The sequence below is a fragment of the Pseudomonas sp. KCJK9000 genome (assembly GCF_046230725.1).
Taxonomy (GTDB): domain Bacteria; phylum Pseudomonadota; class Gammaproteobacteria; order Pseudomonadales; family Pseudomonadaceae; genus Aquipseudomonas; species Aquipseudomonas promysalinigenes.
The window spans coordinates 118,713-132,051 of record NZ_JBJJLN010000006.1 but is presented as its reverse complement, the minus strand read 5'-3'; the positions used below and the strand labels follow the sequence as shown (position 1 = coordinate 132,051).

Below are 13,339 nucleotides of genomic sequence, written 5' to 3'. Positions count from 1 at the left end.
GCGGCGCTCGATCTCACGAACGCTAAAAATCCCCAGGCGAACCCATAAAAAAACCCCGCCAAAGCGGGGTTTTTCACAAGCCACAATGCTTAGATCGCACCACGCTGACGCAGCACATCCAGCACCAGCTTCACACCGTCTTCAACACTGACGCTCTGTGTATCGATCACCAGGTCGGCATCCAGCGGCACATCGAACGGGAAGCTCTCGCCCGGGATGTTGTCGCCACCGGCAGCATACAGGCCCTGTGGGTCACGCTCGCGGCACACCAGCGGCGAGGCCTGAACGTAAACGGTGACCAGGCGGTCCTTGCCAATCAACGCCTTGGCCTGTTCGCGGCCTTCAGCATCCGGGGCAACGAATGCAGCCAAGGTGAGCAGGCCGGCTTCGTTGAACTGACGCGCCACATGAGCGGCGCGGCGCCAATTCTCGGTGCGGCCAGCGCGGTCCTGAGGCAGGCCCTTGTTCAGGTCATGACGCAGGTTCTGGCCATCGAGCACGTACACTGCACGGCCCATGTCGAACAGCTTGCGCTCTACGGCATAGGCCAGGGTGCTCTTACCAGCGCCCGACAGCCCGCTGAACAGCACAGTCGCCGGCTGCTGACCGAAGCGCAAGGCGCGCTCTTCGGTAGAGACGTGGGCCTGCTTGCCATGCTGGCCAGTGCTGCCGTGCGGCAGAACGGGCGGTGCGATGATCATGCCGGCACCGACGGTGCCGTTGGTCAGGCGGTCGATGACGATGAACGCGCCAGTGGTGCGGTTACTGTCATAGCCGTCCAGTGCGATCGAGGCGTCCAGCGCCACCTTGACCCGGCCGATCTCGTTCAGTTGCAGGGCGCTTGCAGCCCCCTGTTCCAAGGTGTTCACATCGACCTTGTGGGTGATGCTGGCGATCGAGCCCGGTACGTAGCTGGTGGCGCGCTTGATGTCGTATTTCTTGCCCGGCAACATCGGCTCTTCGGCCATCCACACCAGCATGGCGTCGAACTGGTCGGTCACCGGCGGCACGTTATCGGCGTGCACCAGCAGGTCGCCACGGGAGATATCGATCTCATCTTCCATGGTCAGAGTCACGGCCTGGCCTGGGCCAGCGCTTTGCAGTTCACCTTCGTAGGTGACGATGGACTTGACCCGGCTGCTCTTGCCCGAAGGCAGCACAACGATTTCATCGCCCTTGTGCACCACGCCACTGGCGAGGGTGCCGGCGAAGCCACGGAAGTTCAGGTTCGGACGATTGACGTACTGCACCGGGAAACGCAGATCGGTGAAGTTGCGGTCGGCCGACACCTCGACGGTTTCGAGGATTTCCATCAGCGTCGGGCCGGCGTACCACGGCGAGCGATCGCTGTGGTTGACCACGTTGTCGCCTTTGAGTGCGGACATCGGCACGAAGTGCAGGCTGCTCGGCGTGAGGTTGATGGCGTCGGCGAATTTCAGGTAATCGGCCTTGATCGACTCGAAGACTTCTTCATCGAAGCCCTTGAGGTCCATCTTGTTGACCGCAACCACGATGTGCTTGATGCCCAACAGCGATGCGATGTAGCTGTGGCGGCGGGTCTGAGTCTGCACACCGTAGCGGGCATCGACCAGGATGATCGCCAGGTCGCACGTCGACGCACCGGTGGCCATGTTGCGGGTGTACTGCTCGTGGCCAGGGGTGTCGGCGATGATGAACTTGCGCTTGGCAGTGGAGAAGTAGCGGTAGGCGACATCGATGGTGATGCCCTGCTCACGTTCGGCTTGCAGGCCGTCTACCAGCAGCGCCAGGTCGACTTCTTCGCCGGTGGTGCCGACTTTTTTCGAATCGCGGGTGATGGCCTCGAGGTGGTCCTCGTAGATCATCTTCGAGTCGTGCAGCAGGCGCCCGATCAGGGTGCTCTTGCCGTCATCCACGTTGCCGCAGGTGAGGAAACGCAGCAGTTCTTTACGCTCGTGCTGAGCCAGATAAGCGAGGATGTCTTCGCTGATCAAATCGGATTGGTGCGACATGGAGTAACCCTGAAAATTAGAAGTAGCCCTGACGTTTCTTGTCTTCCATGGAGCCTGCGCCATCGTGGTCGATGACCCGGCCCTGGCGCTCGGACGTGCGCGTCAGGAGCATTTCCTGAATGATGTCGGTGAGCGTTTCGGCTTCGGACTCGACAGCGCCCGTCAACGGGTAGCAGCCGAGGGTACGGAAACGTACCTTCTTCTTGACGATACGCGCCTTTTCTTCCTCGGAAAGATGCTCGAGGATACGATCGTCGTCGATCATGATCAGGGTGCCGTTCTTCTCGATGACTTCACGCTCAGCGGCGAAGTACAGCGGTACGATCGGGATGCCTTCAAGGTAGATGTACTGCCAGATATCCAGCTCGGTCCAGTTCGACAGAGGGAAGACGCGGATCGACTCGCCCTTGTTGACCTTGCCGTTGTACACGTTCCACAGCTCAGGGCGCTGGTTCTTCGGGTCCCAGCGGTGCTTGCTGTCACGGAACGAGTAGACGCGCTCCTTGGCCCGCGATTTCTCTTCGTCGCGGCGCGCGCCACCAAAGGCAGCATCGAAACCATGCTTGTCCAGTGCCTGCTTCAGGCCTTGGGTTTTCATGATATCGGTGTGCTTGGAGCTGCCATGGGTGAATGGGTTGATGCCCTGCGCCACCCCCTCAGGGTTGACGTGAGTGATCAGCTCCAGGCCCATCTCCTCGACCATCTTGTCGCGGAAGCGGTACATTTCCTGGAATTTCCACTGGGTGTCGACGTGCATCACCGGGAACGGCAGCTTGCCTGGGAAAAAGGCCTTGCGCGCCAGGTGCAGCATCACGGCGGAATCCTTGCCGATCGAGTACAGCATCACCGGGTTGTCGAACTCGGCGGCCACCTCGCGGATGATGTGGATGCTTTCCGCCTCCAGCTGTTTCAAGTGCGTCAGTTTGTCGACCATGGCTACTCACGTAAAACGATCTTATGGACGGCCAGCGGGCCGTGTTCGAGCGAGCCACTGTATCACAGCGGATGCTTCTATTTAGGAGGCTGGCTAGATCGAAAAAATCTAACGATATGACTGCGGGTTTGGGCTGGCACGGTCTGCCTTTCGCGGGTAAACCCCTCCCACGGTGACCGCACCAGACCAAGGGCGACGCCCTAGAGGTGGAGGCCCGTTCACCGTAAACCAGACGACACCGGAGTCAGATTGGATTCGGGCAATCGATGAACAGGTGCTCCAGGGCGAAGCGCCGCGCCAGGTATTCGCCCAGCGCCTGCACCCCGTATCGCTCGGTAGCATGGTGCCCGGCGGCGATGAAGCTGACGCCGTTCTCACGGGCGCTGTGGTAGGTCTGCTCCGACGCCTCGCCGGTCAGGTACAGGTCTACCCCAGCGGCAATGGCCGTATCGATGTAGCCCTGCCCACCACCCGTACACCAGCCCACCCGACGGATCATTTGATCACCTTCCACCAGCAATGGCTCACGCCCCAGAACGTCCTGGACTCGGCGGGCAAAATCGCGTGCGGTGAGCGGCTCGGCCAGCGACCCGACCAGCCCAACGACCTTGGGGTTCTCTGGGTCCAGTGGGCCTTCGACGGTAATGTCCAGTTGCCGCGCCAGCTGCACGTTGTTGCCAACCTCTGCATGCACATCAAGGGGCAGATGAAACGCCAGCAGGCTGATGTCGTTGTTCAGCAGTGTCTTCAAGCGACGCTGACGGATCCCGGTTACGCAGGGGTTCTCCCCCTTCCAGAAGTAACCATGGTGTACCAGCACCAGGTCAGCCTCGGCCTGGACCGCAGCATCGAGCAATACCTGGCTGGCGGTGACACCACTGACGATGCGGCTGACCTGCGGCCTGCCTTCGACCTGCAGGCCATTGGGGCAGTAGTCCTGGATCTTCGCGCTGCCCAGGTAGCGCTCGGCTTCCTCGACCAGCGTGTTGAGTGCAACGGCCATGAAAATCTCCTCGAAATCTGGGCTTTCGCGGGGCGCAACGCCTGCAGAACGCCCGTATAATGCCGGCCATTATGGGCCGTCGCTGGCATCGGGGAAACCGGTGTATGATCGCCCGCGCTCATGCACCACTGCACGAGCAACGGCTCTTGCTCTTTTCCAGGACTCATTCATGTTCAAGGCTTTGCGTTACTTCGGCTGGCCCCTGCTCACCGGTATTCTAATCGCCGTGCTGATCATTCAGCGCTACCCGGAATGGGTCGGCCTGCCCAGCCAGGACGTCAACCTCCAGCAAGCACCGCAAACCACGCAGGTGATGCAGGGCCCGGTGTCCTATGCCGACGCCGTAACCCTCGCCGCACCCGCCGTGGCGAATCTGTACACCACGAAGGTTGTGAACAAGAGCGCCCACCCGCTGTTCGAGGACCCGCAGTTTCGCCGCTTCTTCGGCGACAACCTGCCCAAGCAGCGGCGTTGGGAGTCGAGCCTGGGCTCGGCGGTGATCATGAGCCCGGAAGGCTATCTGCTGACCAACAACCACGTCACCAGTGGCGCCGACCAGATCGTCGTCGCCCTCAAGGACGGCCGCGAAACTCTTGCCAGGGTGATCGGCAGCGACCCGGAAACCGATCTGGCAGTACTGAAGATCGACCTCAAGAACCTGCCTGCCATGACCATCGGCCGCTCCGACAATATCCACATCGGTGATGTGGTGCTGGCCATCGGCAACCCATTCGGCGTTGGCCAAACGGTGACCATGGGCATCATCAGCGCCACCGGGCGTAATCAGTTGGGGCTCAACAACTACGAGGACTTCATCCAGACCGACGCTGCGATCAACCCAGGCAACTCTGGGGGCGCGCTGGTCGATGCCAATGGCAACCTGGTCGGCATCAACACCGCCATTTTCTCCAAGTCTGGCGGCTCCCAGGGCATCGGTTTTGCCATCCCTGTTAAGTTGGCGCTGGAAGTGATGAAGTCGATCGTCGAGCACGGCCAGGTGATCCGTGGCTGGCTGGGCATCGAAGTGCAGCCGTTGAGCCAGGAGCTTGCCGAATCGTTCGGCATGCAAGGCCGGCCAGGCATTGTGGTGGCGGGTATCTTCCGCGACGGCCCAGCTCAGAAGGCCGGTTTGCAATTGGGGGACGTGATCCTGAGCATCAACGGCGAACCGGCGGGTGACGGACGCAAGTCGATGAACCAAGTTGCGCGGATCAAGCCAGGCGACAAGATCAGCATCGAAGTCATGCGCAATGGCCAGCAATTGAAGCTGATCGCCGAGGTCGGGCTACGCCCGCCACCTGCGCCGGCGGCAACCAAAGAAGAGAAGTAAATCAAAAGGGGCCGCATCCGCGGCCCCTTTTGCATCAGTGCAGAATCTGGCTCAGGAACAACTTGGTCCGGTCACTGCGCGGCCGGTCGAAGAAGTCATCCGGCGCCGCCTGCTCGACGATTTCACCTTTGTCCATGAAGATCACTCGGTTCGCCACGGTGCGGGCAAAGCCCATTTCGTGGGTGACGCAGAGCATGGTCATGCCGTCTTCAGCCAGGCCAACCATGGTGTCGAGCACTTCCTTGACCATCTCTGGGTCCAGCGCCGAGGTGGGTTCGTCGAACAGCATGATCTTCGGCTTCATGCACAGCGCCCGAGCGATCGCCACACGCTGCTGCTGACCACCGGACAACTGCCCTGGGAACTTGTGCGCCTGTTCTGGAATACGCACCCGTTCCAAGTAGTGCATGGCAATTTCCTCGGCCTTGCGGCGCGGCATCTTGCGCACCCACATCGGGGCCAGGGTGCAGTTTTCCAGAATGGTGAGGTGCGGGAACAGATTGAAGTGCTGGAACACCATGCCCACCTCGCGGCGGATGGCCTCGATCTGCTTGAGATCGTTGGTCAGCTCCACCCCATCGACCACAATGCGCCCTTGCTGATGTTCTTCCAGGCGGTTGAGGCAGCGGATGGTGGTCGACTTGCCTGACCCCGACGGGCCGCACAGCACGATGCGTTCGCCCTGACGCACGTTCAGGTTGATGTCCTTGAGCACATGGAACTGGCCATACCACTTGTTCACGCCCTGCATCTGGATGATGCCTTCGGGGCCGGCAGGCTGCTTGATCGCTTCACTCATTTCGAAACTCCTAACGCTTGTGGCCAGTGTCCAGCTTGCGCTCCAGGTGCATGGAGTAGCGGGACATACCGAAACAGAAAATCCAGAACACCAGGGCCGCGAACACGTAGCCCTCGGTAGCCATCCCCAGCCAGGCCGGGTCGGCAGCGGCTTGCTTGACACTGTTGAGCAGGTCGAACAAACCGATGATGATCACCAGGCTGGTGTCCTTGAACAGGGCAATGAAGGTGTTGACGATGCCGGGGATAACCAGCTTGAGCGCTTGCGGCAGAATCACCAGGCCCATGGCGCGCCAGTAGCCCAGGCCCATGGCCGCAGCGGCCTCGTACTGGCCTTTAGGAATAGCCTGCAGGCCGCCGCGCACCACTTCGGCGACGTATGCCGACTGGAACAGGATCACCCCAATCATGGCCCGCAGCAGCTTGTCGAAGCTCATGCCCTCGGGCAGGAACAATGGCAACATCACCGAAGACATGAACAGCACGGTAATCAGCGGCACGCCACGCCAGAACTCGATGAAAGTGACGCAAACCACCTTCACCGCCGGCATCCTCGAGCGCCGCCCAAGGGCCAGCAGAATCCCCAACGGCAACGCACCGGCGATACCTACGGTGGCAATCACCAGGGTCAGCATCAGCCCGCCCCATTGACTGGTGGCAACCGTGGTCAGCCCCAGCCAACCACCATGCAGCAAGGTGTAGGCGATGATCGGGTACAGCACCAGGAAACCCAGCCCGTAAACGGCCTTGCGCGGGAAGCGGTTGATGAACAGCGGCGCGGCCCCGAGCACGGCCAGCCACACGGTGAGGTCCACGCGCCAGCGCAGTTCCACCGGATAGTAGCCGTACATGAACTGGCCGAAACGTTGCTGCACGAACACCCAGCAGGCGCCTTGTTTGGTGCAGTCGGCACGGGTGGTGCCGACCCAGTTGGCGTCGAGCAATGCCCAGTGCACCAGCGGTGGCACGATCAGCCAAATCAGGTACACGGCGAACAGGGTCAGCAAGGTGTTGAGCCAGCTGGAGAACAGGTTTGCACGCATCCATGCGAGCACGCCGACGGTTTTCACCGGTGGCGGCATGTCGGGTTTGAAAACATGGGCATTCACGGATGTATCCTCACCGCTCGATCAGCGCAATGCGCTTGTTGTACCAGTTCATCAGCAGCGAGATGCTGATGCTGATGGCGAGATAGACACTCATGGTGATGGCGATCACCTCGATGGCCTGGCCGGTCTGATTGAGCACGGTACCGGCGAACAGCGAGACCATCTCTGGGTAGCCGATACCGGCCGCCAGGGACGAGTTCTTCGCCAGGTTGAGATACTGGCTGGTCAGCGGCGGAATGATCACCCGCAGTGCCTGGGGAATGATCACCTTGCGCAAAGTTGGGCCGTCACGCAGGCCGAGCGAATGGGCAGCTTCGGTCTGGCCATGGCTCACCGAGCGGATGCCCGAACGCACGATCTCGGCAATGAATGCCGCGGTGTAGATGGTCAACGCCAGGGTCAAGGCCAACAGCTCCGGAATCAGCACCCAGCCGCCGACGAAGTTGAAACCCTTGAGCTGTGGCATTTCCCAGTGCACCGGGCTGCCGAACAGTAACGTGCAGGCACCTGGGATGACGATCAACAGCGCCAGGCCCGCCCAGAACTTATGGAACGGCTCGCCGGTTTCGTCGAATCGACGGTTGGCATAACGCACCATCACCACAATCGCCAGCAGCGCCAACACCAAGGCAACGACGAACGGCCAGAAGCCATCAGCCATGACGGCACCGGGCATGTTCAGGCCCCGGTTGCTGATGAAGAAGCTATCGTCGATGTTGATGCTGCCCCTTGGTCCCGGCAGGGTCAGGAACACGGCGAAGTACCAGAACAGAATCTGCAGCAGTGGCGGAATGTTGCGGAAGGTTTCCACATAGACGGTTGCCAGCTTGCTGATCATCCAGTTCGGTGATAGCCGCGCCACACCGATGATGAAGCCAAGGATGGTCGCCAGGATCACGCCGATGAAGGTCACCAGCAGGGTGTTGAGCAAGCCGATGACGAACACCCGCGCATAGCTGTCCGATTCCACATAGGGAATAAGGTGCTGGGCGATACCGAACCCTGCGCTGCGCTCCAGGAAGTCGAAACCGGAGGTGATGCCTCGGTGCTGTAGGTTGGTCTGGGTATTGTGGAACAGGTACCAGCCCAGGCCGACCACGAAGACGATGGTAAGTATCTGAAACAGCCAGGCGCGTACACGCGGATCGCTCAGGGAAAACCCTTTGGATACGCCAATTTGATTTTGCATGAAGTGCCCCGAGAAAAAGGGATTCGAACGACCTGCGGCGGCGGGATGCCGCCGCAGGGTGCAGCCATCAGCGCACAGGTGGCGCGTACTGGATGCCGCCGTTGTTCCACAGGGCGTTCATGCCACGGTCGATCTTCAGGTCGGTGCTCTGGCCAAGGTTCTTCTCGAACACTTCGCCATAGTTGCCGACTTGTTTGACGATCTGCACTACCCAGTCTTTGGGCAGCTTGAGGTCTTTGCCGTATTCACCGTCGGCGCCGAGCAAGCGGGCGACGTCTGGGTTCTTGGTGGACTTGGCCTCGGCCTCGACGTTCTTCGAGGTGATGCCGGCCTCTTCGGCATTGATCATGGCGAACAGGGTCCACTTGACGATGCTGAACCAGTCTTCGTCGCCTTTACGCACCACCGGGCCGAGTGGCTCTTTGGAGATGGTTTCTGGCAGCACGATGTACTCGGTCGGCGCGGCCAGCTTGGAACGCTGGGCGAAGAGCTGCGATTTGTCCGAGGTCAGTACATCGCAACGGCCGGACTCCAGCGACTTGGCGCTTTCATCGGAAGTGTCGAAGGTGATTGGGGTGTACTTCAGGCCGTTGGCGCGGAAGTAGTCCGATACGTTCAGTTCGGTAGTGGTCCCGGCCTGGATGCAGATGGTAGCGCCATCGAGCTCTTTGGCGCTTTTGACACCGAGCTTCTTGTTGGCCAGGAAGCCCACGCCGTCGTAATAGGTTACGCCGGTGAAGACCAGGCCCATGCCGGCATCGCGCGAGCTGGTCCAAGTGGTGTTGCGCGACAGTACGTCGACTTCGCCCGATTGCAGCGCGGTGAAGCGCTCCTTGGCGTTGAGCTGGCTGAACTTGACCTTGGTCGCGTCACCGAATACGGCGGCGGCTACGGCACGGCACACATCGGCGTCGATACCGATGATCTTGCCCTGGGCATCAGGTACCGAGAAGCCTGGAAGACCATCGCTCACGCCACACTGGACGAAGCCCTTGCTCTTCACTCCATCAAGAGTGGCGCCGGCGTGGGCGGTGCTTACGGCGCCCAGCGCAGCGGCAGCGGTCAGGACTGCCAGGGTGGTTTTCAACATCTTCATTCACAACCTCCAAATCGCTCTTGTTGTACGAGCCGGAATTGCACCGCACCCTTATGAGGCGCATCCGACCCTTGCTGGCTTGTTATTGGGTCAATTGGCGCAATGGGCTGTTCTGTGACAGCCTTCGCGTGCGAGAGGTGTTACCGTCAGGTTTTGCCATTCGCATCACAGTTTTGATAGCAAGGCGCATACCACATCTGCTGGCTGTAGCGTTTAAGCATTCGTCAAGTACTAAAAGTTGTATCGTTGCGACATTCTTTTTCCGACAATCAAACCCTCTGCCTTCTTTTCACGCATTACCCAACAAGGCACGCACTTTTTCGGAGCAGTCATGACCAACCCGTTGATTCTCGAACCCCAGAAAACCGCTGACGCTTGTGTGATCTGGTTGCATGGTTTGGGTGCCGACCGTTACGACTTCCTACCAGTGGCCGAATTCATGCAGGAGCGTCTGCTCAGCACGCGCTTCATCATGCCGCAGGCACCGACTCGCCCGGTGACCATCAACGGTGGCTACGCGATGCCCAGTTGGTACGACATCAAGGCCATGACGCCAGCGCGGGCCATCGACGAAGCGCAGCTCGAAGAGTCGGCCGAGCAGATCATTGCCCTGATCAAGGCCGAGCAGGCCAAGGGCATCAACTTGTCGCGCATCTTCCTTGCCGGCTTCTCCCAGGGCGGCGCGGTGGTGCTGCACACCGCTTATATAAAGTGGCAAGAGGCGCTTGGCGGGGTTATCGCCCTCTCCACGTATGCACCTACCTTCACCGAGGGTCACCAGCTGAGCGCCTGCCAGCAGCGCACGCCTGCCTTGTGCCTACACGGCGTGCACGACCCCGTGGTGATTCCGTCCATGGGCCGCACAGCGTTCGAATACCTCAATACCTGGGGCGTTGCGGCGCGCTGGCATGAATACCCAATGGAACACGAAGTGGCGGTCGAGGAGCTGAGCGATATCCACGACTGGTTGAGTAAGCAGTTGCAATAAGCCAACTCCATTTGTAGCTGTGGGAGTTTTCTGCTACGCCGCGTTCAGTTCTTGCATTACACTGCCCGGCGTACATTCCTTAACCAGTTGATGAGACGACCGTGCTCAAGGCACTCAAGAAAATATTCGGCAAAGCCGATGCCGCGCCTGAGGCCGCCGCTTCAGCTGCCCAGGTGACGCCAGCGGCCCCCGCCCCCTCAGCCCAGTCCCGGCCCGAGCCCAAGGCGGCCGAGCCCCGCGCCAAGCGCCCGGCCAAGGCCGAAACGTTCACTGATGCTGCAGCACCAGCCGCCAATCCGGCCAAGGACAAGCCACGTCGCGAACGCAAACCCAAGCCCCAGGCAAGCCTGTGGAAACCGGAAGACTTCGTGGTCGAACCGCAGGAGGGCAAGACGCGTTTTCACGACTTCAAGCTGTCCAACGAGCTGATGCACGCTATCCATGACCTTGGCTTCCCTTACTGCACGCCGATTCAGGCGCAGGTGCTGGGTTACACCCTGCGTGGCCAGGATGCCATCGGCCGTGCCCAGACAGGCACTGGCAAGACGGCTGCATTCCTGATTTCGATCATTTCCCAGCTGCAGCAGACGCCGCCGCCCAAAGAGCGCTACATGGGCGAGCCGCGAGCGCTGATCATTGCGCCGACCCGCGAGCTGGTAGTGCAGATCGCCAAGGACGCCATCGCCTTGACCAAGTACACCGGCCTGAACGTGATGAGCTTCGTCGGCGGCATGGACTTCGACAAACAGCTCAAGGCTCTGGAGGCCCGCCACTGCGATATCCTGGTGGCCACACCGGGCCGCTTGCTGGACTTCAACCAGCGCGGCGAAGTGCACCTGGACATGGTCGAGGTGATGGTACTGGACGAAGCCGACCGCATGCTCGACATGGGCTTCATCCCCCAGGTAAGGCAGATCATTCGCCAGACCCCACCCAAGAGCGAACGCCAGACCCTGCTGTTCTCGGCCACTTTCACCGACGATGTGATGAACCTGGCCAAGCAATGGACGACCAACCCGGCGATCGTCGAGATCGAGCCTGAGAACGTCGCCAGCGAAACGGTCGAGCAGCACGTCTATGCAGTCGCCGGCAGCGACAAGTACAAGCTGCTGTACAACCTGGTCACCCAGAACAAGTGGGAGCGGGTGATGGTGTTCGCCAACCGCAAGGACGAGGTGCGCCGCATCGAGGAAAAGCTCGTGCGCGATGGCATCAATGCCGCGCAGTTGTCGGGCGACGTGCCGCAGCACAAACGCATTCGCACGCTCGAGAACTTCCGCGAAGGGCGCATCACCGTGCTGGTGGCCACCGACGTGGCCGGGCGCGGGATTCACATCGATGGCATCAGCCACGTGATCAACTTCACTCTGCCGGAAGACCCGGACGATTACGTGCACCGCATCGGCCGCACCGGCCGTGCGGGTACCAGCGGCGTGTCGATCAGCTTTGCCGGTGAGGATGACTCCTACCAGTTGCCAGCGATCGAAACGCTGCTGGGGCGCAAGATCAAGTGCGAGATGCCGCCGGATGAGCTGCTCAAGCCGGTGCCGCGCAAACACCACTGATTCGTGCTGGATGCTTCGCGGGTAAACCCGCTCCCACAGGGGCCGCCCAATCCCTGTGGGTTTACCTGCGAACCGGGGCTAAGCCCTGGTCATCAATCATTGATTTACCAACGCCCCGCCGCATCCTGGTCGATCTGTTTGCCTTCCACCCAGCGCGGCCCTTCCTGGGTATTTTCCTTCTTCCAGAACGGCGCGCGGGTCTTGAGGTAATCCATGATGAAGTTGCAGGCATCGAACGCCGCCTGCCGGTGGGCGCTGGCCACGCCGACGAACACGATCGGCTCACCTGGCTCAAGCACACCGATACGGTGCAAGACCTCGACCTTCAGCAACGGCCAGCGCTGTTCAGCCTCGACCACGATCTTGGCCAGGGCCTTTTCGGTCATGCCCGGGTAATGCTCCAGGAACATTCCCGCCACTTCGCGGCCATCGTTGAAGTCACGCACATAACCGACGAAACCCACTACCGCGCCAACCCCGACATTGGCCGCCTGCATGGCATTGACTTCGGCTCCGGGGTCGAACGCCCCCTGCTGTACTCGCACTGCCATGTTCAGCCTCCGGTCACCGGCGGGAAGAACGCCACGTCATCACCCTCGGCCAGGGGCTCGTCGAGCCGGCACAGCTCTTCGTTGCGCGCACACATGAGGTTCTGCTCGGCCAGCACAGCGTATTGTCCGCCCTTGGCCACTAGCGCCTGGCGCACGTCATCGAGCACGCTGAACTCTCCTTCCAGGCGCTCTGCATCGATGCCCAGCAATTCGCGGTAGCGGGCGAAATACATCACTTTGACCCTCATCATGCCTCCACCTTGTAGTGCCCGCTCTTGCCACCGACCTTCTCCAGCAGGCGCACCTGCTCGATGACCATACCTTTGTCCACGGCCTTGCACATGTCGTAAAGGGTCAGTGCAGCGACGCTGGCGGCGGTCAGTGCCTCCATCTCGACACCGGTTTGGCCCGCCAGCTTGCAGCGGGCCACAATGCGCACTGCATCTGGGCCTTCGGCGTTCAGCTCGACTTTGACGCTGGTCAGCATCAACGGATGGCACAACGGGATCAAATCACTGGTCTTCTTCGCCGCCTGAATACCGGCGATGCGCGCCACGGCGAACACATCACCTTTGGGATGCTCGCCGTCGACGATCATCTGCAAAGTCTGCGGCAACATGCGCACCCCCGCCTCGGCCACCGCCTCGCGTTCGGTTACCGCCTTTTCAGTGACGTCGACCATATTGGCGCGCCCCTGGGAATCAAGATGAGTCAGCACTGCTCAGCTCCTGTGAAGGGAACAGAGAGTGTAAACCCGTGGGTCAGGATTGCGCAGCGCAAATATG

General features: G+C 60.7%; 13 protein-coding genes. 3 read left to right on the top strand and 10 right to left on the bottom strand.

What is annotated here, in order from left to right:
* Window positions 1-89: 89 nt before the first annotated feature.
* The 3 genes from cysN to ACK59H_RS04850 form a co-directional block, all read right to left on the bottom strand.
* Complete coding sequence (gene cysN / locus ACK59H_RS04860) at window positions 90-1,991, bottom strand: sulfate adenylyltransferase subunit CysN (protein WP_060478998.1); 1,902 nt, start codon at window positions 1,989-1,991, stop codon at window positions 90-92.
* Between the two features lie 16 nt (window positions 1,992-2,007).
* Window positions 2,008-2,925: a sulfate adenylyltransferase subunit CysD gene (gene cysD, locus ACK59H_RS04855; protein ID WP_054884652.1), complete on the bottom strand. Its 918-nt coding sequence runs from the start codon at window positions 2,923-2,925 to the stop codon at window positions 2,008-2,010.
* Between the two features lie 244 nt (window positions 2,926-3,169).
* Complete coding sequence (locus tag ACK59H_RS04850; protein ID WP_060478997.1) at window positions 3,170-3,928, bottom strand: Nif3-like dinuclear metal center hexameric protein; 759 nt, start codon at window positions 3,926-3,928, stop codon at window positions 3,170-3,172.
* A 169-nt stretch (window positions 3,929-4,097) separates the two neighbouring features.
* On the opposite strand from ACK59H_RS04850, the gene algW reads away from it, so the two are divergent.
* Window positions 4,098-5,258, top strand: a complete 1,161-nt coding sequence (gene algW, locus ACK59H_RS04845) for a Do family serine endopeptidase AlgW (RefSeq protein WP_186477471.1) — start codon at window positions 4,098-4,100, stop codon at window positions 5,256-5,258.
* Window positions 5,259-5,292: 34 nt separating this feature from the next.
* Here the strand turns inward: algW and ACK59H_RS04840 are convergent, their stop codons facing one another.
* The 4 genes from ACK59H_RS04840 to ACK59H_RS04825 form a co-directional block, all read right to left on the bottom strand.
* Window positions 5,293-6,057 (bottom strand): amino acid ABC transporter ATP-binding protein, encoded by a 765-nt coding sequence (locus ACK59H_RS04840; RefSeq protein ID WP_054899237.1) that lies wholly within the window; start codon window positions 6,055-6,057, stop codon window positions 5,293-5,295.
* A 10-nt stretch (window positions 6,058-6,067) separates the two neighbouring features.
* Entirely contained in the window at window positions 6,068-7,165 is a 1,098-nt protein-coding gene (locus ACK59H_RS04835; RefSeq protein WP_060478995.1) for an amino acid ABC transporter permease, read from the bottom strand.
* A gap of 10 nt (window positions 7,166-7,175) precedes the next feature.
* Window positions 7,176-8,354: an amino acid ABC transporter permease gene (locus ACK59H_RS04830; protein WP_207937080.1), complete on the bottom strand. Its 1,179-nt coding sequence runs from the start codon at window positions 8,352-8,354 to the stop codon at window positions 7,176-7,178.
* Between the two features lie 67 nt (window positions 8,355-8,421).
* Window positions 8,422-9,450, bottom strand: a complete 1,029-nt coding sequence (locus ACK59H_RS04825) for an amino acid ABC transporter substrate-binding protein (RefSeq protein WP_261744840.1) — start codon at window positions 9,448-9,450, stop codon at window positions 8,422-8,424.
* 331 nt (window positions 9,451-9,781) lie between these two features.
* Between ACK59H_RS04825 and ACK59H_RS04820 the strand changes: the two genes are divergently transcribed.
* A complete protein-coding gene (locus ACK59H_RS04820; RefSeq protein WP_060478992.1) occupies window positions 9,782-10,438 on the top strand; it encodes an alpha/beta hydrolase in 657 nt (218 codons plus the stop codon).
* 101 nt (window positions 10,439-10,539) lie between these two features.
* Window positions 10,540-12,003, top strand: coding sequence for an ATP-dependent RNA helicase RhlB (gene rhlB, locus ACK59H_RS04815; protein ID WP_060478991.1), 1,464 nt, complete (start codon window positions 10,540-10,542; stop codon window positions 12,001-12,003).
* A gap of 104 nt (window positions 12,004-12,107) precedes the next feature.
* Here rhlB and moaE read toward each other — a convergent pair whose 3' ends face one another.
* From moaE to moaC, 3 genes are read right to left on the bottom strand one after another with little or no spacing between them, the layout of a single operon-like run.
* Window positions 12,108-12,554, bottom strand: coding sequence for a molybdopterin synthase catalytic subunit MoaE (gene moaE / locus ACK59H_RS04810; protein WP_409264279.1), 447 nt, complete (start codon window positions 12,552-12,554; stop codon window positions 12,108-12,110).
* Between the two features lie 2 nt (window positions 12,555-12,556).
* Window positions 12,557-12,802, bottom strand: a complete 246-nt coding sequence (locus ACK59H_RS04805; protein WP_060478989.1) for a MoaD/ThiS family protein — start codon at window positions 12,800-12,802, stop codon at window positions 12,557-12,559.
* Window positions 12,802-13,272, bottom strand: coding sequence for a cyclic pyranopterin monophosphate synthase MoaC (moaC, locus tag ACK59H_RS04800; protein ID WP_409264278.1), 471 nt, complete (start codon window positions 13,270-13,272; stop codon window positions 12,802-12,804). Before moaC ends, ACK59H_RS04805 begins: the two co-directional genes overlap by 1 nt.
* Window positions 13,273-13,339: the final 67 nt, after the last annotated feature.